Annotated in this window: 19 protein-coding genes and 1 pseudogene (1 of these 20 only partly in view); 1 reads left to right on the top strand and 19 read right to left on the bottom strand. The window is 46.3% G+C overall.

All coding sequences use genetic code 11. The annotated features are described in order from the left end of the window. Window positions 1-83: 83 nt before the first annotated feature. The 6 genes from B4F99_RS14290 to B4F99_RS14315 all read right to left on the bottom strand — a co-directional run bounded on the left by B4F99_RS14290 (window position 84) and on the right by B4F99_RS14315 (window position 5,450). Window positions 84-1,016: a D-alanine--D-alanine ligase gene (locus B4F99_RS14290; protein ID WP_214854453.1), complete on the bottom strand. Its 933-nt coding sequence runs from the start codon at window positions 1,014-1,016 to the stop codon at window positions 84-86. 139 nt (window positions 1,017-1,155) lie between these two features. Then, window positions 1,156-1,746, bottom strand: coding sequence for an adaptor protein MecA (locus B4F99_RS14295; protein WP_214854455.1), 591 nt, complete (start codon window positions 1,744-1,746; stop codon window positions 1,156-1,158). A gap of 57 nt (window positions 1,747-1,803) precedes the next feature. After that, a complete protein-coding gene (locus B4F99_RS14300; protein ID WP_035407123.1) occupies window positions 1,804-2,688 on the bottom strand; it encodes a MerR family transcriptional regulator in 885 nt (294 codons plus the stop codon). 71 nt (window positions 2,689-2,759) lie between these two features. Next, window positions 2,760-2,954 carry a hypothetical protein gene (locus B4F99_RS14305; protein ID WP_035407120.1) on the bottom strand — a complete coding sequence of 65 codons (195 nt, stop codon included), beginning with the start codon at window positions 2,952-2,954 and terminating at the stop codon, window positions 2,760-2,762. Between the two features lie 43 nt (window positions 2,955-2,997). Next, complete coding sequence (locus B4F99_RS14310; RefSeq protein ID WP_290759161.1) at window positions 2,998-4,428, bottom strand: RecQ family ATP-dependent DNA helicase; 1,431 nt, start codon at window positions 4,426-4,428, stop codon at window positions 2,998-3,000. Further along, window positions 4,428-5,450: a helix-turn-helix domain-containing protein gene (locus B4F99_RS14315; RefSeq protein ID WP_214854459.1), complete on the bottom strand. Its 1,023-nt coding sequence runs from the start codon at window positions 5,448-5,450 to the stop codon at window positions 4,428-4,430. Before B4F99_RS14315 ends, B4F99_RS14310 begins: the two co-directional genes overlap by 1 nt. A gap of 230 nt (window positions 5,451-5,680) precedes the next feature. Between B4F99_RS14315 and B4F99_RS14320 the strand changes: the two genes are divergently transcribed. Next, on the top strand, window positions 5,681-5,929 hold the full coding sequence (locus tag B4F99_RS14320) for a ferredoxin (RefSeq protein WP_029342027.1): 249 nt from the start codon (window positions 5,681-5,683) through the stop codon (window positions 5,927-5,929). A gap of 133 nt (window positions 5,930-6,062) precedes the next feature. On the opposite strand, the gene B4F99_RS14325 is transcribed toward B4F99_RS14320, so the two are convergent. From B4F99_RS14325 to pnp, 13 genes and pseudogenes are all read right to left on the bottom strand, one after another. Then, the gene (locus B4F99_RS14325; protein WP_035407114.1) at window positions 6,063-7,022 is read right to left on the bottom strand and encodes an ABC transporter permease; all 960 of its coding nucleotides are present in this window, start codon (window positions 7,020-7,022) and stop codon (window positions 6,063-6,065) included. Beyond that, window positions 7,022-8,092, bottom strand: coding sequence for an ABC transporter permease (locus tag B4F99_RS14330; RefSeq protein WP_290759166.1), 1,071 nt, complete (start codon window positions 8,090-8,092; stop codon window positions 7,022-7,024). Before B4F99_RS14330 ends, B4F99_RS14325 begins: the two co-directional genes overlap by 1 nt. Next, the gene (locus B4F99_RS14335) at window positions 8,089-9,618 is read right to left on the bottom strand and encodes an ABC transporter ATP-binding protein (RefSeq protein WP_035407107.1); all 1,530 of its coding nucleotides are present in this window, start codon (window positions 9,616-9,618) and stop codon (window positions 8,089-8,091) included. Before B4F99_RS14335 ends, B4F99_RS14330 begins: the two co-directional genes overlap by 4 nt. 65 nt (window positions 9,619-9,683) lie before the next feature. Next, on the bottom strand, window positions 9,684-10,757 hold the full coding sequence (locus B4F99_RS14340; RefSeq protein WP_214854462.1) for a BMP family lipoprotein: 1,074 nt from the start codon (window positions 10,755-10,757) through the stop codon (window positions 9,684-9,686). Window positions 10,758-10,887: 130 nt separating this feature from the next. Continuing rightward, on the bottom strand, window positions 10,888-11,607 hold the full coding sequence (locus B4F99_RS14345; RefSeq protein ID WP_035407101.1) for a GntR family transcriptional regulator: 720 nt from the start codon (window positions 11,605-11,607) through the stop codon (window positions 10,888-10,890). Window positions 11,608-11,829: 222 nt separating this feature from the next. Further along, complete coding sequence (locus B4F99_RS14350) at window positions 11,830-12,843, bottom strand: BMP family lipoprotein (RefSeq protein WP_290759169.1); 1,014 nt, start codon at window positions 12,841-12,843, stop codon at window positions 11,830-11,832. 317 nt (window positions 12,844-13,160) lie between these two features. Further along, on the bottom strand, window positions 13,161-15,308 hold the full coding sequence (locus tag B4F99_RS14355) for a DNA translocase FtsK (protein WP_290759171.1): 2,148 nt from the start codon (window positions 15,306-15,308) through the stop codon (window positions 13,161-13,163). Window positions 15,309-15,376: 68 nt separating this feature from the next. Continuing rightward, window positions 15,377-17,041 (bottom strand): ribonuclease J, encoded by a 1,665-nt coding sequence (locus B4F99_RS14360; protein WP_023468670.1) that lies wholly within the window; start codon window positions 17,039-17,041, stop codon window positions 15,377-15,379. A gap of 153 nt (window positions 17,042-17,194) precedes the next feature. Beyond that, window positions 17,195-17,857, bottom strand: a complete 663-nt coding sequence (locus tag B4F99_RS14365) for a M15 family metallopeptidase (RefSeq protein ID WP_251137859.1) — start codon at window positions 17,855-17,857, stop codon at window positions 17,195-17,197. Then, window positions 17,857-19,116: a lipid II:glycine glycyltransferase FemX gene (locus B4F99_RS14370; RefSeq protein WP_290759174.1), complete on the bottom strand. Its 1,260-nt coding sequence runs from the start codon at window positions 19,114-19,116 to the stop codon at window positions 17,857-17,859. The genes B4F99_RS14365 and B4F99_RS14370 overlap by 1 nt, the downstream gene beginning before the upstream one ends. Continuing rightward, a complete protein-coding gene (locus tag B4F99_RS14375; protein WP_035407085.1) occupies window positions 19,113-20,576 on the bottom strand; it encodes a UDP-N-acetylmuramoyl-L-alanyl-D-glutamate--2,6-diaminopimelate ligase in 1,464 nt (487 codons plus the stop codon). Before B4F99_RS14375 ends, B4F99_RS14370 begins: the two co-directional genes overlap by 4 nt. Window positions 20,577-20,635: 59 nt before the next feature. Then, the gene (locus tag B4F99_RS14380) at window positions 20,636-21,868 is read right to left on the bottom strand and encodes a M16 family metallopeptidase (protein WP_290759178.1); all 1,233 of its coding nucleotides are present in this window, start codon (window positions 21,866-21,868) and stop codon (window positions 20,636-20,638) included. Between the two features lie 74 nt (window positions 21,869-21,942). Further along, window positions 21,943-22,926 (bottom strand): annotated as a pseudogene (pnp, locus tag B4F99_RS14385) (polyribonucleotide nucleotidyltransferase); it runs 1,219 nt beyond the window's last position.

Genomic DNA, 22,926 nt, shown 5'->3' on the forward strand with positions numbered 1-22,926 from the left:
CTTTTCTCGAACGTAATGAAAGGGGTTACGCCCATATTTGTAAGCGCTTTCTCACTTCTTTTCCTAGGATATCAATGATTGGATTACTTGATTTGGGCGTGGCGTTCAATCGCTAATTCCATGAAATACTCGACCAATTCCGGATATTCGATACCAACTGCTCGTGCTCCGTCCGGGAATAAACTTGTTGACGTCATACCTGGCAATGTATTCGTCTCTAAAATAACTGGATTTCCGGACTCAGGAACAAGGAAATCTGACCGGGAATACCCAGCACAACCCAGTACTTGATGTGCTTTGACGGCCCACTCCTGAAGTGTTGCTGTCGTCGTCTCATCTAGTTCGGCAGGGCAGATATGCTCTGAACCTCCGATTGCATATTTCGATTCGTAATCATAAAAAGCATTCTTCGGAATGATCTCGATGACCGGTAATGCTTTTTCTGCACCTTTATGACCAACGACTGGAACCGTCACTTCGCGTCCTTTAATGAATTGTTCGACGAGAACCGCATCATCGGCTTCGAACGCTTTTGCAATCCCCTCACGTAACATCGTCTCGTCTTGTGCGATTGTCAATCCATTCGATGAACCTTCTTGTGCTGGTTTAACGACACAAGGGAATTGACCATTCCATTCTGCGATTTTCGCCTCGACATCATCTTCACGTTCTAATAATACATCACGTGCAATCGTGATACCCGCTTTATCAAAGTGAACTTTTGAACGTGCCTTATCCATCGCAAGTGCTGACGCTAACACACCTGAACCTGTGTATGGAATATTCGCAAGTTCAAGTAACGCCTGCACGCGTCCATCTTCACCAATTTTCCCATGAAGAGCGATGACAGCCACATCTACATCCAGCTGGAAGAGTTCATGTGCTCGATCAGGATGGAAATCAACAGCCGTGACTTCATGTCCTTTACTGTTTAACGCTTCCATGATTGATTTTCCACTGTTTAATGAAACCTCCCGTTCACCTGAAGTCCCACCATATAACACTGCCACTTTCATCCTACTTCACTCCTTCTTCTTACGTTCAATGATTATCATACCATCCTTCTGACCACGAAAAAATACAAAATGGTGCCACTTCTGGTAGAAGATAAAAAGGTGCGACATTACCTGACGAGGGAATGTCGCACCCGATGTTCTAAATGTGGAATTGTTCCGCAATCGTGGCAATGGCTTGTTTCGATTGAATCGTTTTTCCGTACTCTGACATGACGAGCGGACTTTTCGGGCTCGGTTCCCCGTATTCTGACAAAATCGTCGTCACCGTACGCTCGAGCGCGTCATTCATTCGTTCCTGGAAGTAGAGATAATAGTTGCCTTCGAAGAAATAAAGACTACCGCCTGTCTCCGTGTACGACATATGTCGTAATAACCCATGGCTCGCTTGAATGACATCTTCGAGCGAATTCAAGGCATACAAGACATGATGGACGATGTCGACCGTCATGCGAATTTCGACTTGATCAAATTCGTCATTCATCTCTTCCGGTAAATCACCTTCACGACGCACATCAACGAGCATGCCGTCATTAGGAAAGAATGTGACGAAAAATTCGAGTGTTCCTGCTGCCTGAAAACCAAAATTCGATTCAGCTTCCTCTAACAAATTGCGCAATAGAGCTTGTCCCTTCCCAATGGCCAACGTTTCTGGTCGGACATCGTGAAGTGATAACTCTTGCTTTGTAATGAAGACACGAAGGTGTCCTTGTTTCATTTGTTCAAACCTCATATAGACTCCTCCAGTCAAGACCGGAAACATAGGTGTCTCCGTTCGCTATGAACCATACTATACACCAGATACCGGAGTGAGTCGACTTAACCAACTTTTCCACGATTGATCGTCCGCACCAAGTAAGTGTGGTCCGTATCGTTCCGGAAGCTGATCGACCGCGTATCCTCCAAGTCCAATTTCAAGATTCGGAAAATCAGCCATCAAACAGTCTAATGCTTCATCAAGCAATGGTAAATGATCGGATAACGTGCACGATAAGATGACAGCTTTCGGTTGCAATTGATGTGTCACGGCTACTAAGTCCGGCACCGGAATACCAGAACCGAGGAAAATCACATCAAAACCCGATTGCCGCAAGTAGAGTGTGAAGAAGAGTAGTCCGAGCTCATGTTCTTCTTCTGGTGCACAGACACAAACGATTCGCGGCAAGAACGGATTGATTGGCATCTGTAGTGATAACGTCGAAAGACGGGCTCTTAAGAAAGCTGTTGCAAAATGTTCATGCGCAATTGTAATCTCTCCTGACTCCCATTTCAGTCCGATTTCATGTAAGAGTGGACCAACGATATCTTGAATGACTTTATCGAAACTAAACATCGAGAACGCTTTATTCATGATGTCATGCGCGTGTCGTTCTTCGAAGTTCGTCAATGCACGGAATAACTGATCTCGTAGTTCGACTCCGTAATCATGGGGCACTTCAGCTCGATTGACAGGCATCTCATATAATTGAATTGCCTTTGAAACCGACAATCCTTCTTTTTGTTTATCGACGATCCAACGCAATTTCGCAACGTCACTATCACTATAAATGCGATGCCCGGATTCACTTCGATCCGGATCAAGCACTTGATATCTCCGCTCCCAAGCACGAATGGTCGTCGGGTTGAGTCCCACCAACGCAGCGACTGCTTTGATATTGTATTTCCCACGATCCATGCATCGTGCCTCCTTCCCCTTCCTTTTTAGTATACGCTGAAAGGAAAAAAATCTCCGTTCACAATGTGCCTTTACATCATGAAACCGATGGAGACGAAGGCGATGATGATCGTGATCATGAGTACCGTTAGCGTGATTGCTAGCGGATTTTTTCGAAATGGTTGCTTCAGTCGTTCATTTCGAACGTGTTCGATTCGCGAGGAACGTGGTGGTAAGAGTTGCTCCTCTTCGTTCTGATGTAACCGCCGTTGATCTTGTTTACTCAATGTTCATCACCTTTTCTTGAAAAAAATAAGGATATTTTCTAGTTTACACCGAATCTAGTGATGAAAAAAAGACTTGTTCTAAACGCTTTTTCCAATTTACCGGTTGAAGCACCTTACTCTTCACGGGATCCTGCCATTCGATCGTACCGCATATATCACAACAACGTGGCTGAACGATTGCCGGTTCATCAAAATGATGCAATAACATCTTACGGCGACATTCATTCCGGTGAATATAGTCCATCATCTGGCTGACTTCTCGTCCTTTGAGCTGTTTTCGTTCCACCTGCCATTGCATGATACGTTCCTTCGACCAGCCATTCTCAAGTTGTGATTTCAGTAACCGATATGCTGGATCTTCCGGATTGAGGTGTAGACGAGTCTCGATTTTCGTGTAGGACTCACCTCTTCTCACCCCTTGTTGTAACTGATCAATCCAAAGGACAGGCGCATATTGTGTCTCAATCAGAAAGGTTTGTAATTGTTCATCCTGAGGAGCATAAAGCAAGATCGCCGTCGCCTCTTTTCCGTCCCGACCGGCACGTCCGATTTCCTGCATATAAGCTTCAAGTGTCGCCGGCATCGTATGATGGATAACTGTACGAACGTTTCCTTTATCAACACCCATTCCAAATGCGCTCGTACAAACGAGACAGTCCATTTCATCATGAAGAAACTGTTGTTGAACAAGCTGACGGTCTTCCATCGTTAATCCGGCATGATAGTAGGTTGCCCCTTCAATGATTCCTGCAATCCGTTCCGCTTCTTTACGCGTTGTCGTATAGATGACACATGGACGAACGATACGTGTCATCCAACGGTCGAGTGCTGCGTCTTTTTCTTCTCGATCGACGCGATCCACGATGTATTGGATTTCCGGTCGATTGACGGAACGACGGATGACATGCGGTTCTCGCATCTGCAATTGTATTCGGATATCTCGTTCGACAGCTTGAGTCGCTGTTGCGGTTAAGGCGAGGCACTGCGGAAAACCTAGTTCCCGGCGAATTTGCCCAAGTCTTGCATACTCAGGTCGAAACTCGTGTCCCCACTGCGAGATACAGTGGGCTTCATCGACGACGAATAGCGCGATGTCGACCTGTTTCAGACGAGCCCGTATTTGTGGTAACGCAAGTTGTTCCGGTGATAAGTAGAGATACCGTAGATGTTCGAGTACGGATAAGATTTGCTCTTTTTCTTCTCGCGTCTCAACAGATGTTAATTTTGCGACAGAACGTTCTCCCCGACGTTTGATTTGCATGACTTGATCCTCAATCAAAGAGAGCAGCGGAGACAAAATCAATGTCAGTCCCTCTCCTTTTACATACGAAGGAAACTGATAACAAACAGACTTTCCTCCACCTGTCGGTAAAATTGCTAACGTATCTGTTCCATTCAGGATGGACTCGATGATTTGGCGTTGTCCAGGTCGAAACGCTTCATAACCGAAATGTCGATGCAATAACGCTTCCATTAACTTCCCTCCCATTTACTACGAGCTAAGACCAATCGAATTTGAAAATAGGATACGTCTGATTGCATCGCGCTTTTGATTCGCTTGAGCGCATAAGTTTTGAGTTGTTGTGCGATATGTCGAATTTCTTCTTGTTGAGCCGTATCAACGAAATGATCTAACGGAAAAGTGGGTGCATACATTGCAATTTCAACAAGATGGTCTTCCATCGTGCTATTTTTTAGACGTCTTCTGACCGCAACATCTTCAACAGTGAGTCCTTGTTGCAATAATTCCCAAGTCGTTTGAGCAGATTGCGTCATCTTCGGAGTATGGAGACCGGCTCCGATTTGTTGAATGAGCGGTGTACTTTTTAAGTCATTGATGCATCTTCGCCAAGCTATGATAAATTCGAACTGGACCGTCTCGACATCTACCTTCATCATTCGTGCCAATTGAGGATATGACCACCCCGTTTGCACACCTGATAATCGATGACTGATCAATGTCGCATCTCGTTCCGGTAAGCGCTCAAGGAGGAGCGTCAATTCTTGATACATCTGCGCTAACCAATCTGCTCGATTCGAGATGGTCGGAAGAACACTCTTGACCCACTCCCGAACGATCGTCTCTTGTTGCACGGGAATGAATGGTTGTTGCGCTTCTAGACAAATTACCGTTTGAACGAGAAGACTGAGCCGTTTCCACATCATTTCGGCATATCCCCGAAGTTCACCACCAAGTTGATCAATGATTACTCCATCCGTTTGTCCTACTAGTCGAGCGCCTTCGCTCGTCAGTCGAAGTGTCTCTTGCCGTTCGATCCACTTTTTCTGAGCGAGTTCCGTTAAAACCGACTCGAATCGCTGTTTACTGACTAATACGGTACCGAACGTCGACTCTAAATCATAAAAATGAGCATCTTGCAGAGAAGTTGCTGACTTCTTCCCTTGAAAAACATGATAAAGACTCCGGTCCGAGCGTTCGTCTCGAAGACGCTGAATCGATTCTAGAAAAATGCGCTCTAGTAATGAAATTTCCATCTGCCACGCTCCTTTCTGATATATAGTGTTTATCGATTTGAAGATGATACCTCATCCATTTTCTTTTCGTTACGTTTTAGACATACTGTTTGCGGGCATGTGATGATATATACATTTTCTGTTATCACTTACGCTTCGTCATTGAAATGCAACGATGAGTCCGATACAATGACATATAGATGAGAACAGCGTGTTTCAATAATGTTTTCGTATAGAGAGGAGACCGTTCAATGGCTAAATTTACGATTGTCGACAAAGATACTTGCATCGCTTGTGGTGCTTGTGGAGCAGCGGCACCAGATATCTATGATTATGATGATGAGGGTTTGGCATATGTCATTCTTGATGATAACAATGGTACTGCCGAAATTCCAGAAGCATTATTCGACGATATGATTGATGCATTTGAAGGATGCCCGACGGATTCAATCAAAGTAGCAGATGAATCGTTCGAAGGCGATGCGTTAAAATTCGAATAAGTGAATAAAAAAAGATGTTTCCTTGCGAAACATCTTTTTTTGTTGGTCTTTTATTCACGCGATATATCTATCAATCATTAAAAAAACCGGATGTCGCCATTTGGCAACATCCGGTTTCTAAGTGGTAAAAAATTTAGCGTTTTCCTTTGATATATGGTACACCAACAGCTTTTGGTGCATCCGCCCGACCAACGACACCAGCGAGTGCTAGGATCGTCAAGAGATACGGTGCAATCAATAGATACACTTGCGGAATTTGATCGAGTAACGGCAATTGCTGACCGATGATTGAAATCGCTTGAGCGAATCCGAAGAATAGTGCAGCACCCATAGCCCCGAGTGGATTCCATTTTCCGAAGATCATCGCCGCAATCGCGAGGAACCCTTGACCGAGGATCGTCGTGACACTGAAGTTCAGTGAGATCGATGTCGCATAAACAGCACCAGCAAGACCACCGAAACCACCAGAGATCATGACACCGATGAAACGCATCTTCGTGACGTTGATTCCCATTGTATCTGCCGCCATCGGATGTTCCCCGACAGAACGTAAACGAAGACCAAATGGCGTCTTGAAAATGATGTACCACGCGACGAAGGCAAGGATGATCGCGATATACGATGTGTAGTAGACGTTCGCGAAGAACATCTTCAGCACAGGAATATCGGACAAGAATGGCACGTTCTCTTTTGAGATTCGGTTTGGAATCGAATCCGTTTGTCCTTTTCCGTAAAGCGCCCGGACGAGGAAGATGGCAAGACCGACTGCAAGCAAGTTGATCGCAACTCCAAGAACCGTTTGATCAGCCCGGAAAAGGATTGCCGGAATCGCAAGGAAGAGCGAGAAAACTGCTCCGACGACAATCGCAATGAGCATCGCAAGCCAAGGACTCGCAGCACCCAAGCCCATTTTTGATAGCGTCAATGCCGTGACGACACCCGTGAAGGCACCCATGACCATTAAACCTTCTAACGCGATGTTAACGACGCCAGAACGCTCACTGAAAATGCCGCCAAGTGCTGCAATGATCAACGGAGCCGAATAGGCAAGTGCGATTGGCACGATGATATAAAGTACTTCAAGAAAGCCCATTAGTGACCGGCTCCTTTCGCTTTTTTAGATTCTTTCTTAACTGCGAACTTCTCGATGACGAGACGAATCGCGTATCCAGAAGCCACGAAGATGATGATGAACGCAATGATAATTTTGATCAGTTCCGGTGGAATACCAATCTGTTGCATCGACAGACCACCGATATTGAGTCCTGCAAATAGTAATGCAGCGAGCACGACGCCGATCGGATTATTCGCACCTAACAAGGCAACCGCGATCCCGTCGAATCCAACACCAGTGAAGGACGCATTCAGCGTCATGTTTTGGAACGTCCCAAGACCTTCCATCGCCCCAGCAAGACCAGCGAACACACCTGAGATGACGAACGATAAGATGATATTGCGGTTAACGCCCATCCCTGCATATTCAGCAGCATTCTTATTGAATCCAACAGCTCGAAGTTCATAACCGAGTGTTGTTTTCCAAAGAATAAACCAGAAGACGAGTGCAGCGATGATTGCGATGAAAATTCCGTTATGAAGACGTGAGAAATCCGTGATCTCTTGTAAGAACGGTGACGCAAGTGATGCTGATTCCTTGATTGTCTCCGTCCGCTCATTCGTAATGCCGATGACGTGACGTAAAATATCGTTCGTGACGTATAACGCGATATAGTTCATCATGATCGACGTGATGACTTCATGTACGTGGAATTTCGCTTTTAAGATACCAGGAATCGATGCCCAAAGCGCACCTGCTAAACCTGCTCCAATCAAAGCGAGTGGTAAATGAACAACTGTCGGCAAATCAAACTTGATTCCAATCCAGACTGCAACCATCCAGCCGACGAGCACTTGACCTTCGACACCGATGTTAAAAAGTCCTGTCCGAAAAGCAAACGCGACAGCAAGACCCGCGAAGATCAATGGAGCCGCCGCACGCAATGTTTCGCCGATGCTGTACGGTTCGCCAAAAATACCATAGAATAATTGATCAAACCCAGCAATCGGATCATACCCACCAATGAGCATGACGATTGCCCCGACGACCATCCCAAGCACGATGGAAAGAATCGGAATGAGGATGCCGTAAAAACGCTCTAACTTCATGAATGACCTACCTCCTCTTTCTTACCGCCGGCCATCAGGAAGCCAAGCTCAATTTCGTTCGTTTCTTTCGGATCCAAGAAGGCCACTGTTTTTCCTTCATATAACACGGCAATCCGGTCAGAGACTTGTAGAATTTCTTCGAGTTCGAATGAAATCAACAAGACAGCACGACCTTTTTCGCGCTCAAGAACCAATTGTTCATGAATGAACTCGATTGCCCCAACATCAAGACCACGAGTCGGCTGAGCCGCAATCAGCAAATCTGGTGACCGATCGACTTCACGCGCGATGATCGCCTTCTGTTGGTTACCACCAGACAAGGCACGAGCGAACGTCTCTGGACTTGGAGTTCGGACGTCGAACTTCTCGATGAGCGTTTTGGCTTTTTCCATGACTTGTTTATAGTTCATGATGCCTGCTTTTGAGTACGGTTGTTTGTAGTAGGTTTGTAAGACCATGTTATGTCCAATCGAATAATCAAGGACAAGTCCATGTTTATGTCGGTCTTGCGGGATGTGACCGACACCTGATTCCGTTACTTTCCGTGGCTTCAGGTTTTTAATCGATTTGTTGTTGAGGAAGATTTCGCCACTGTCTGCTTTACGAAGACCTGTAATGGCTTCAATCAATTCCGTTTGTCCGTTTCCGTCGATTCCTGCAATTCCAACGATTTCTCCGGCACGAATGTCGAGATTCAATCCATCGACTGCTTTGATGCCACGACCGTCCTTGACGACTAGATTCTTGATATCGAGAACGAGTTCTTGTGGAGTTGCCTTGGAATACTCCGCATTAAAGTTGACTTCACGACCTACCATCATTTCAGCAAGACGCGACTGTGTCATCGTCTCATCAATATCGACCGTGCCGATATATTTACCACGGCGAATCGTCGTACAGCGATCAGCTACTTCCATGATTTCTTTCAGTTTATGCGTAATGAGGATAATCGACTTTCCTTCCGCAATCAAGCGATTCATGATTTGAATCAATTCTTTGATCTCTTGCGGTGTCAAAACAGCAGATGGTTCATCAAAGATCAAGATGTCTGCCCCACGGTACAACGTCTTCAAAATTTCAACACGTTGTTGCATTCCGACTGAAATATCCTCGATTTTTGCATCAGGATCAACAGCAAGACCATACTGTTCAGAAATCTGGCGTACCTTTTCACGCGCCGATGCACGATCAATCTTAATCCCTGTACGTGGCTCTGCACCTAAAATGATGTTTTCAGTAACAGTGAAATTTTGAACGAGCATGAAGTGTTGGTGCACCATGCCGATTCCAAGATCATTCGCGACGTTCGGACTCGTAATATTGACTTTTTCACCACGTACACGAATTTCTCCAGCCTCAGGCTGATACAAACCAAATAAGACGTTCATCAGCGTCGATTTTCCGGCACCGTTTTCACCAAGTAAAGCGTGAATCTCACCTTTCCGAAGCTGGAGCGTGATATTATCATTTGCGACGAAATTGCCAAACTCTTTTCTGATGTTCAGCATCTCAATGACGTATTCCAAGAAAATCCACTCCCATGTTTAGTTTAAAAGGGGAGTCGCAATGCTAGCGACCCCCGCTTTCATTATTATTTAAGTGACGCTTCGTACTCTTTATACTCGTCGTCAGTCGATGGAACTTTAATGTCACCATCGATGATTTGTTTTTTGTACTCTTCGACTTTGTCGAGTGCTTCTTTTGAGACGTTGTCTTTTGAAGGAGCGATATCGACACCGCCGTCTTTTAGACCAAACTCAACGACTTTACCTGCTGGGAATTTGCCGTCCTTCGTGTCTTTCGCGACTTGCTCTACTGCTGTATCCACACGTTTGACCATTGATGTCAATGTGACGTTCTCTGGCATACCTTCTTCGACTTGGTCACGGTCTACACCGATAACCCAAACATCTTCACCGTTCTTTTTACGGTTTTTCGCTTCTGTGAATACCCCTTGTCCAGTACCACCAGCTGCGTGATAGATGACGTCGACTTTTTTACCGTACATACCTGAAGCGATTGCTTGTCCTTTTTCTGCAGCGTTGAAATCTTCTGCGTATTGAATTTCGATTTCCGCTTTCGGGTTAGCCGCTTTAACACCTGCTTTAAATCCGCTTTCGAACTTTTTGATCAAGTCCGAGTTGACACCACCGACAAATCCAACTTTATCCGTTTTAGTCGTTAGACCTGCAACGACACCAACGAGGAACGAACCTTCGTTTTCTTTGAAGACGATTGAAGCGACGTTTGGTTTATCAACGACTTGGTCAACGAGTGCGAAGTTGTTCTTTTTGAACTGATCCGCTACTTTACCGATATCTTCAGCCATCAAGAAACCAATCCCGAGAATTAAGTCGTATTTTGCACGTGCTAATTGCTGAAGGTTCGGTTGATAGTCTGATTGTTTTGCAGATTGGAGATATTTATAGCCAGTACCTTCTTTTAAGTCATTGTCTTTCCCGAACTTTTGGATACCTTCCCAAGCAGATTGGTTGAATGATTTATCATCCACGCCACCTGTATCTGTAACCATACCTACTTTAAAGCCTTCTGATTTGCTGCCGTTACCTGAATCTTTCGAATCGTCGTTGCCACCACATGCTGCAAGGACGGAACTCATTGCTAAACCTGTTGCTGCTAATGCGAGAAGTGACTTCTTTTTCATCTGGAAAAATCCCCTTTCGAATATGGTCATACAAAGTTCAAGACTACGTCTAGCACCTGAGGCTGGCGATGAGGAGCGTTACGTAGGTTTTGACGGGAAGCGCTTTCAGTATTCATCCTAAAACCATGGCTCACACACGTTTACGGATGACGTGGAAATCGAACTTATCTGCTCGGAAATAGTTCGCTGAAAAAAGAACGGAACGGTCGAGCTCATCATAATGCGTCTGACGCAAAGCGAGCAGAGGTTGGTCCGTATGTAATTGTTCAGCGATTTTCGGATCAATACGCGGCTCGATATGCGTCACAGCATGTGTGACACGTCGTCCGAGTTCTTTTTCTAAAGCATCAAACAATGATGTCGAAGAGGTGAACTGCTCTTCATTTTTAATATAATGGCTTGGAATCTTATCGATACAATAGACGACAGGAACATCTCCTGCGAGTCGGATTCGTTCGATTCGATATACCAATTCATCCGGACCAAGTTGAAAGCGTTCTCGGTCGCGCTCAGTCGGTTGGACCATCTCGGATGATAGTACTTCTGAGGTCGGAATCATGCCTGCGCGCGCGATCATCTCTGTCACGCTGTATAACTCCTCGATACCAGAAGTAAACGGTGGTCTTGCATTGATAAACGTACCGACACCGTGTTTACGGATGACAATGTTCTCATCTTCAAGAATTCGTAATGCCTCTCGAAGAGTAGCTCGACTGACGCCAAGTTGCTTTGAAAGTTCAAACTCTGAAGGGAGCTTCTCGCCTTCCTTGTAAACGCCGTCATCGATGTCTGACTTGATTTTTTCAATCACACGTAAATAAAGCAAACGATGATCTAGTTTAATCGACATGACGCATCTCCATCCTCTATCTAGTTGTAACCAGTGCTCAGACTTCTGACGTATGAGAACTCCAGCCAAGATAAGTATATGATGCTTAACACAATTCTGCAATCATTTTGTAACAGGTTAGAAGTCTGACTTCTGGCGCTTTTGTAACCCTTTTCATAACGTAATCAATAATGGAAGAAAATAGGGCATTCTACCTAAGAATGCCCTTTATCTTTTCAACGCTTATTGCTCAGGTACTTCGATTTTCCCTGAAACGACAGCCGCTTTTGCTTTCTCAAGCGCAGTCATCGTCTTTTTCGAGATTTTTTCAGATGGGACGATATCAACGCCGTCTTCTTTCAGACCATAACGAACCGTTTTACCACCTTCGAGTTTTCCATCTTTCGCTGCGTTAGCTGTATCTTCAACTGCGCGGTCGACACGTTTGATGACCGATGTTAACGTCACGTCTTCCGGCATACCTTCTTCTTTTTGATCACGGTCGACACCGATGACAGATACATCTTCTCCATTTTTCTTACGGTTCTTCGCTTCTGTGAAGACACCATTTCCTGTACCGCCTGCTGCTGGGAAGATGATATCCGCTCCTTTACCGTACATGCCGGCTGCGATGGCTTGACCTTTTTCAGGTGCTGCGAAGTCCTCTGCGTACTGAACATCGATTTTAATTTTCGGATTGACGGATTTCGCTCCAGCTTCGAAACCAGCTCGGAACCGCTCGATGACGTCCATTTTCATGCCACCGACGAAACCGATGTGATCTTTTTTCGTCTCCATAGCAGCAACGATCCCTGCAAGATACGCCCCTTCATTTTCCTTAAATGTGATCGATGTGACGTTTTTCCCTTCAACGACATTATCAACGATTGCAAATCGTGTATCCTTGAATTGATCTGCTACGGTTTTAACATCTTCATTGAATGTATTCCCGATACCGAAAACGAGATCTTCTCCACCACGTGCAAGACGTGACAAGTTCGGTTGATAATCTTGTTGTGATTTAGACTGTAAATAAGAGAACCCTTCATTTTGCTTGAGTTTGTTATCTTTACCGTACGCTTGCAGACCTTCCCAAGCTGATTGGTTGAACGATTTATCATCGATTCCACCTTTATCCGCTACCATAGCGACAGAGAACTGATCTTTTTGGTCAGCTTTCTCACCCGAACCACCGCAGGCTGCAAGTCCAACTGTTGCTACTGACATCATCGATACGATTACCTGTTTTTTCTTCATATCATCCATCTCCTCTGCATTTATGAGAGCGCTTTCATTATCTATTTGTGAAAAAGTCGCTCCCAGCCCTCATGTTGAAGGTCGGTCACTCATATGTCTGAGTATGCCAAAAAAAATATTGAAAATCAACAGACGTCTGACAACTATTTTCATGAAAGCGATTTTATTTTATTTTTGTCTTTTTTCCTTCCTTTCATTTCTAATTTTCTTATCTCATATACGACTCCTGTGTCATTTTTTTGAGCACATTATACGCGCATCCATATATATCCATTATTTTAATAAAAAAGAATCACGGTGGATACCGTGATTCTTGATTAACGTCCCATGACGCGGCGTGGTTTTGATCCTTCAGAAGGACCAATCAGACCATTTTCTTCTAGAGCATCAATCAACCGGGCAGCTCGGTTGTAGCCGATACGATACTTTCGTTGAATCATCGACGTCGATGCCGTCTCTTGGGTCAGAATGAACTGGACGACCTCATCATAGAGTGAGTCATCGACCTCTGTTTCACCTTCAGGTACATCTTTTGGAATCATCGCTTCAACATACTGCGCTTTTTGTTGACTGATGACATGATTGACAACCTTCTCGACTTCTTCGTCTGATAAGAACGCACCTTGTACACGGACGGGTTTGTTCATGCCGTTACCGAGCAACAACATATCCCCTCGTCCAAGCAATTTATCAGCGCCTCCCGTATCAAGGATCGTCCGTGAATCCGTCGCACTCGACACACTGAAGGCGATACGTGACGGAATATTCGCTTTGATGACACCAGTGATGATATCAACACTTGGTCGCTGGGTCGCGATAACCATGTGAATCCCAGCTGCTCGCGCCATTTGTGCAAGTCGCATGATTGCATCTTCAACTTCGTTTGACGCGACCATCATCAAGTCGGCTAACTCATCAACGATGACGACAATATACGGTAATCGTTGATGCACTTTTTCCTCTGCGTTCATCTTATCGATTAGTGCATTGTAGCCTTCGATGTTGCGCGCTCCGTTTTGACTGAAAATCTCATAACGACGTTCCATTTCCGAGACGACCTGTTTTAACGCCTGCGCCGCCTTTTTCGGATCGGTGACGACCGGTGCCAAAAGATGAGGAATACCGTTGTAGACGTTTAATTCGACCATTTTCGGGTCAATCATCATCAGGCGGACTTCATCCGGTCGAGCTCGCATCAAAATTGAGACGATCATCCCGTTAATGCAGACCGATTTACCGGAACCGGTCGAACCGGCAACTAAGACGTGTGGCATCTTATTCAGCTTTGCTGTCACCGTCTCACCAGAAATGCTTCGTCCGAGTGCGACGAGCAAACGATCATTGTCGGATTGAACGCTCTCCGCTCCTAACACTTCTCGAAGTGATACCATGGCGACTTCACGGTTTGGCACCTCGATTCCGACAGCCGCTTTACCAGGAATTGGTGCTTCGATGCGAATATCTTTCGCCGCTAACGCAAGCGCTAAATCATCGGCGAGTCCTGTGATTCGACTAAGCTTGATACCTTGTTTCGGTTCAATCTCATACTTCGTGACACTTGGTCCGAGATGAATCTTCAATACTTTCGCTCCGATCCCGAACGATTTTAAGGTCGCAATCAATTTCGTCGCATTATCCTTTAGTCGCTTATTCTCACCCGATAAGTCTTTGGACGTCGGCTCTGCTAATAAATCAAGCGACGGCAATTGATATCCGTCCGGTGTCTCCGTCATCGTCAGTGGTCCTTGTGTCTCCGCTGCTTGCGGTTCAACGTGATCCGTAAAGCCGATAATTGGAACGTCTTGAATGTTGACCGAAGGATCCTCTGCTTCCTGTTCCGTTTCGATCGGTTCCTCGACAGTTGCTGGTCGCAACGTCTTCGGTTTTTTCTCACGAACCGGTTTCGCTTTCAACTCTTTTTCGACACGAGGACGTGGTGTCCGTTCACGATTGCGAAACTCTTCTGCACGTTCCCGGAGCCCAAGCCACAGCTCACCATAAAACGATGGGCGTAGGATATGAACGGCCGTTCCGATGAAGAACAGACCAATCAAGAAGGCACCCGCGCTCGAAATATAATAAGCTGCGTTTTGATAGAGCCATCCATTGAGAATGCCACGCGGTGCTCCGAGCAATAGATCAATCCAGACGACTGAACCCATTAGTAGCATCGACCATGCCCATTTCTGAGCACGCGACGCGTTCGATAGTAGCAAGAGTAGCACGGCACCTATCCCGCCGTATAATAAGGAACCGAACTGACCGATTAATCGTTCTCCTCCATCAGCTAGCGTCAGTCCGACTTTCCCGAATTCCCCAAATGCGAGAACGAAGGCAAGTAGTGAAACGATTGCGATGATGGTCGCATATGTACGATACGCAATCGGCTGACGTTGTTTCTTCGCTGCCGGTCGTTTCCGTGGCGGCGTTTTTTTTCGTACGGTTTTTCGTTTCGTCGTCGCCATACGTCATCCCTCCTGATAAAAAAACGGCTCAGTGGACCAGGTATTGGTCAATCTGAGCCGCTCGTTTGTTAAATCTCCATGATGATTGGAAGAATCATCGGGCGGCGTTTCGTCTGTTCATAGAGATAAGCACTGAGTTTATCTCGAATCAACGACTTCATCTCCGTCCAATCCAATTCTCCGTTTAATTTACCTTGTAGTTGTTTCGCGACGATTCGGTTCGCTTCATTGATCATATCTTCTGATTCACGCATATAGACGAATCCGCGAGAAATGATTTCGGGTCCCGAGACGATCGTTTTGTTTTTTCGGCTAATCGTAATGACACAGAGGACGACACCGTCTTGCGATAACAAGCGACGATCACGAAGGACGATGTTTCCGACATCACCCACACCGATTCCGTCGATCAAGACGTTTCCGGCGTTCACTTTGCGTGACATCCGTGCTTTACGCTTCTCAAACTCAACGACATCCCCATTCTCGATGATGAAGATATTGTTCGCATTGACGCCAACCGTCTGTGCGAGACGACTGTGTGCCTTTTGCATCCGGAATTCTCCGTGAATCGGTAGGAAGAATTTCGGTTTGATCAAGTTGAGCATCAGCTTCAGATCTTCCGCATGACCGTGACCGGAAACGTGTACTTTCCGTTGGTTGTAGATAACATTCGCACCCGCACGGAATAAGAGATCGATCGTTTTCGAAACCGACTTCTCGTTACCTGGAATCGGCGAAGCCGCGACGACAACCGTATCATTCAAGCGAATATTGACTTGCTTGTGTGCGTTACGTGCCATTCGTGTCAAGGCTGCCATCGGCTCACCTTGCGATCCTGTCGTCAAGATGACGACTTGGTTATCATCGAGGCGATTGATGTCAGATAGATCAATCAATGTTTTCTGCTTGAAGCGTAAGTAATTCAAACGCTGTGCCACTTCAACGTTGTTGACCATGCTACGACCGACGACCGCTACTTTTCGATTGTTCGCTTCTGCTGCCGCAAACACTTGTTGTAGACGATGAATGTTCGAAGCGAATGAAGCTACAATCACACGACCCGGTGCCTCATAGATGACGTCGTTCAATTCAGAACCGACAATCGATTCTGACCCAGACATCCCTGGTCGCTCTGCATTCGTCGAGTCAGACAGCAAGCACAGCACTCCCCGTTGACCAATCGCTGCAATTTTCCCGAAATCCGCCTGTTTTCCATCGACTGGTGTGTAATCGAACTTGAAATCCCCCGTATGAACGATGGCACCTTGAGACGTTTGAATACAAACCCCAACTGCATCCGGAATCGAGTGGTTGACCCGGAAGAACGTAATAAAATGACCTGCAACGGTTAATTTCGTCTTGGCATCAATTGGACGAAGATCTGCCTTTTTCAATAAACCGGCTTCTTTTAATTTGTGTTCAATCAAACCGAGCGTCAAACGTGTTCCGTAAACAGGTACCTTCAAGTCACGTAAGACGTAACTGAGTGCCCCGATATGATCCTCGTGACCATGGGTAATGAAAATCCCTTGAATCCGCTCTTTGTTTTCTTTTAAATAACTGATGTCTGGAATGACTTTATCGATTCCAAGCATCTCGTCTCCTGGGAACATTAATCCGGCATCGATGACGAAGATGTCCTCGTCGAGTTCGACGACGTACATGTTCTTCCCGATCTCACCGGCGCCACCAAGAGCAAAGACGCTTACTTTTTCCGTCTTCTTCTTTGACACAACATGACCTCCTATAATTCATATTCACTTTTCGTGAGCCGTCCACTTATCACTATCACTATTCTAGCCGAATTTTCACAATCTGCCAACAATCGGACTAGGAAATCTAAAAAAAACGTCATTCCTGCCACATTACTCCAGGAATGACGTTAATCATGTATTCAACAAATCTTCGACTTCTTCTGTTCGTTTCGCTTTTTCCGAACGGCTTGGACGTTCACCAGCCTTCAGTTCGTCGAGCGAATACTCGAACGTCATCTCAAAATGAGGGTAATCGACGAATCGCTTCCAATCGCCTCCCCATTCAAAACCGAGTGCTTTCCCGATATCAGCGACTTCACGCCAATCACTTTTCCCTGACCGATTCCCATCATATTCAAGATCATACGAAATCTGTCCATTTACGAGTTGCACGAAATCAATTGCAAGTCCGTAGTTATGCATCGATTCACCGCCTCGTGCATTCGTGACGACTTCACCTGCCTCAGAACGCCCTTGTTCATAAAGCGCATTCTGTTGCTGGATCGAGCGGTACCCTTGCGTGATCTTGATATCGATATTGTAGCAAGAATGTGCAACACGGATCAGATCCTTTGCCCCTGCCTCGACAGCTGGATGGAGACGCTTCAGGTTCGCCTCGCTTGCATTGATCAAACGGTTTTCCCCTGCTACGTCTCGTGGGCAACTATCAATCCCGAGTTCCGGTTGGTCCATCAAAATCGTCGGCATCCGGTTCATGGATGCCGCAAGAAACAATCCAATCGCAAACATCGTCAATAAAAATACGATCCAACCGAAGATTGTTCCCCGTTTCATCAGCGGCGAAGCTTCTTCCGAAGTTTTTGTAGAATCGGTAACCCCGTCTCAAGCAACAGATAGAGTGGACGATTGAGTACATAATCAAACTCACCGATTTTTTCAATCATTCGGCTGCCCCACCCAGATTTAAAGGCATAGAGTCCCGCGTAATGATCATCCGGGTCGGTCGAACCACTGACTCCACCGAAGTCATAGGAGAGCGCACCATGTTCTTTCGCATATTTCATCATCGTCCATTGCATCAAATGGTTCGGCATGAATTCCCGGTACTCGTTCGATGAGGCTCCATATAAGTAATAGGAACGACGACCAGCAAGCGTCAAAAGACCACCAGACAGGATGACACCGTTTGGATGTTTGGCAGCAATCGTCATCAGTTCCGTTTTCGACTTTTCTGCTTTTTCAATTTGTGCTGTCGTCTGCTCCAAGCGATTGTTTAAGCTTTTTAGCTTCTTCTCGGCCGTCTCTTTCTCAAGCTGACGGTGAATCTTCGAGAGTTCCTTATCGGCTTGAAGTAATAAGGCTTCCGTATTCTCAAGAGCACGTACGACATCAAGTTTCGTCAAAAACAAGACCGCATCACCCTTTGGATGGAGATGATCATACAGATTCTCGAAATAATCCAGGCCGCGGATCGAGAACCCATCCCGTTCGCCCGTCTCGACCATCAGCTTCGCGAATGTCTTGAGTCCTTCACGATCCGCTTGTTCGCATACGATCCCTTTGCGTTCAGCAAGACGGACGTTGTAGCGGAACTTCGAATGGAAACCGTCGAAGATCTCTTTTTCTGTTCCTTCAAGATTCGTCTCCATCGTAAAGCGTGGTTGCGCGTAGTCAAAACCGCCGCCAAAACCGTTATGTTTGAAGCCAAGTCCTTGCATCTCCTGTAACAGACCTGGATATTCTTCCCGCTCGACGTTCGGATCGAATTTAATCGCAATCGCCTTCTGTTGTTTTGCGACACGTATCGCTTCATCACGAAGAGCACGAAGTGCGTCCGTATCCGTATAATCGACGACGAAACCGCGCGGTGCATAACAAAGCGTGAACGGTAGCTTCGGTACTTTCTTAAACAAGAGCAGACCAACTCCGGCAATCTCACCAGAAGTTGTTCCGACCGCGATCCGTTCATGTGTCCATCCTGTCGCGCTTTTGACTTCTCCCCATGCTGGAAGCTGAAGTAAGTCGCCTTTTGGATGTGTTTTTACGAATGTTTCAAATTGATCTATGGTTACAACGATTGGTTGATAAGTCACTTCTGTTCCTCCATTTGCCGTATCATCTCTTTGACGATGACTTCCTCATCGAGAGGGATTTTCTCATCCCCAATGATTTGATATTTTTCATGACCTTTGCCGGCTAAGATGACGATATTATCTGGTCGTGCGAGTCGTGCTGCATAACGCACGGCCTCTTCCCGATCACCGATTTCAACGAACTGATCGTGGGTCATCCCTTTGGCGATGCCGGATGTAATTGACTCATATGCTTCATATCGTGGATCATCCGTCGTGATGACGACGGTTCCTGCGTAGGTCGAAGCCAGTTCGCCCATCTTCGGTCGTTTCGTCACGTCGCGGTTTCCACCTGTCCCGATCAGGAAGACGATCTTTTCCTTCGGTACGTCAACGAGTGCTTTCAGACACTGTTCAATGCCGTCAGGAGTATGCGCGTAGTCGACATACACGTTATATCCTTCGATTGGTAAGCGTTGCATCCGACCTTTTGCCGGACGGATTGCTGAAATCGCTCCTGCAATCGTCGTTAGGTCGTATCCGCAAGACAAGAGGATCCCTGTCGCAAGCAACAGATTGTAGACGTTAAAGCGACCGATGAAATTCGCCGTGACGTCGACTTGTTCTTCTTTGTACATCATCGTGAACGTCGTTTGTTGAAGTGACTGTTCAATCGCCGTTGCTCGGAGGTCAGCTGCGTTGTCGATACCGTACGTCATGACACGAGCACCTGTCATCATTTCGTACAGTTCGCTCGTCGGATCATCGGCATTCAAGACCGCGACTTTCTCTGTCGACAGCCGTTGTCCGAGCTGTGCGAATAACAATCCTTTGGCACGTGCATAGTTCTCAAACGTTTTGTGAAAATCGAGGTGATCATGCGTCAGATTCGTGAATCCCGCAATGTCGTAATCGACACCCGTTACTCGACCAAGCTCTAGTCCATGCGAAGAGACTTCCATGATGACGTCTTGGACATCTTCTTTATGCATTTGATGCAAAAATGCTTGTAATTCGGAGCTTTGTGGTGTCGTATTGCGACTTGGTACGACGCGGTCACCAATCTTGACTTCGACCGTTCCGATGATACCCGTTTTCCGACCAAGGTGCGCTAATATATCACGGACAATCGTCGTCGTCGTCGTTTTCCCGTTCGTTCCTGTAATACCAATCATCCGCATCTTTTCAGAAGGATAATCATAGAATTTGCCAGCCAATTCGGCAATGGCACGTGATGTACTACGAACGAGAATGACAGGAATCGACACATTGACCGGTTGTTCCGCAACGATTGCGACCGCTCCTTGTGCTTCTGCCTGTTTGGCATAGTCGTGTCCATCAACAGTATACCCTTTGATGGCGACGAACAATGTTCCCGGTTTAACATCCCGTGAATCGGTCGTGATGGACGTGACGTCCACTTCTACCATTCGTTCGATTTTTTGCGTCTGTATGACTTGAATCAGTTCAGCTAAATTCAACGGTATTCCTTCTTTCTCGACATCGTCATTTCATATGTTTCATCTATTCCGTTCTGCTGTCATGCTTCCTCTTCTTGGTCTGCTGGAAGAATATAGGCCTTTGCCGGTTCCTCCGAAAAGATGTGCTCAATCAGCCCTTCGATGTCCGATGGACGAATTCGTTCTACATCCGCTAGTACTTCTTCGAGTGACGGGTGACGATGCAGATGCAACTCATTTCGGGCATTTCGGTTCATATGGCTCGATGTGCCTTCGTTTCCTAAAATTAGAGAACCTTTTAGCTGTTCAATGCCATCTTCGAGTTCCTTAGCGGATAGTCCGTCTCGCTTCAAGCGATCAATCTCAGCAGCGAGAACCTGTTCGACCTCTTCGACTGATTCCGGAGACGTGCCGACATAGATCGTGAACGTTCCATGATCGTCAAACGTCGTGTAATAGGAAAAGACTGAATAGGCAAGACCGCGTTCCTCTCGGATGGATTGGAACAAGCGACTCGACATCGTCGCACCGAATGCATTGTTGAGTAAGGCGAGGGCAGGCAAACGTGGGTCAGCAGAAGGAATCGCACGGAAATTATAACAAATATGAGCCTGTTCCGTATCCTTTTCCTTACGAATCACACCATTTTGTAACCTTGGCTCTGTCGTCTCGCGTGTCTTCGATCGTGATTCGAGGATCGACATCCGCTCTTGAATCTGCGCAATCAACTCGTCTGAGACGTTTCCGGCAACGGAAATGACGATTTGATCCGGAGCATACGCTTCTTCGAGATATCGTCCGATCATCGTTCGATCAATCCGAAGCACACTCTCTTCCGTTCCAAGAATCGGTCGAGCCATGACATCCTCTCCGTAAGCCGCAACAGCTAATAACTCATGGACGAGATCATCCGGTGTGTCATCGTACATCTTGATCTCTTCAATGACGACCTTTTTCTCTTTTTCCAGTTCATCCGCGTCAAACGTCGATTCGAGGAACATATCCGCCAATACGTGAAAGGCTTCACCTGCATGTTCATCTAGTGTCTTGACGTAATAACACGTTTGATCCTTACTCGTGAACGCATTAATATTTCCACCAAGTCGGTCAAAGTAAACCGCAATCTCTTTTGCCGTATGGCGTTTTGTTCCTTTAAACATCATATGCTCGATGAGATGACTGATCCCATGCTCCTCGATCTGTTCCGTCCGACTTCCTGCTTGAATGAAGATTCCGGTCGCGACGCTGCGTGCTTCTGGCATCCGTTCAACGATTAGTCGAACCCCGTTTTCTAGTTGTATCCGTTCGATCATAGTAATTCCTCCAAATATAGGAAACAAGGTGGCTCTCGTTGCATTCTCTGCACCGTCGAGCCACCTTGGATTCATTAGTTACGACGTGGTGGACGTTGTCCGTCACGTGGTGGGCGTGAACCCTGATCCCGGCGTGGCGGGCGGTTCTCACGCTCTGTCTTTTTCTTTTCTTCGTATGCGGCACGGTCTTCTTCGCTTAATCCTTCGACGAGCAGGACTTTGTGCGACGCGTTAACGCGTCCTTTGTCATCGATTTCTGTGACACGGACTTTTAGCTTATCTCCAAGTTTAACGACATCTTCCGTTTGACCAACACGGTCAAGTGCGAGTTCCGAGATGTGGACGAGTGCGTCTTTTCCTTTGAACAATTCAACGAATGCACCGAATTTCTCAACGCGACGGACCGTTCCATCGAATTCTTCACCGACGACGACTTCACGGACGATATCTTCGATCAATTGACGGGCACGATCGATGCCAGCTTGATCCGTCGAAGCGATAAAGACTGTTCCGTCTTGATCGATGTCGATCTTAACGCCTGTCTCATCGATGATACCGTTGATGACTTTACCACCAGGTCCGATGACATCACGGATTTTATCTGGATTGATTTTAAGTGTGACGATTTTCGGCGCGTATTGCGACAATTCGACACGCGGTTCAGCAATGACAGATTGCATATGCTCAAGAATATGCAGACGACCAAGACGTGCTTGTTCAAGTGCTTCTTCAAGAATTTGACGCGTGATTCCGCCAATTTTCATATCCATTTGGAGAGCTGTGACACCTTCGTGAGTTCCAGCGACTTTAAAGTCCATATCTCCGAGATGATCTTCCATCCCTTGGATATCTGTCAAGATCGAGTAATTTTCGCCTTCCATGATCAAGCCCATCGCGATACCAGCGACAGGTGCTTTTAATGGAACACCCGCATCCATCATGGCAAGGATCGAACCACAGATGGAAGCCTGTGATGAAGAACCGTTCGACTCAAGGACTTCCGACACGAGACGAATCGTGTACGGGAAATCAACTTCATTCGGAAGAACTGGTAAAAG

The organism is Exiguobacterium sp. UBA3491, from assembly GCF_002377745.1.
GTDB lineage: Bacteria > Bacillota > Bacilli > Exiguobacteriales > Exiguobacteriaceae > Exiguobacterium_A.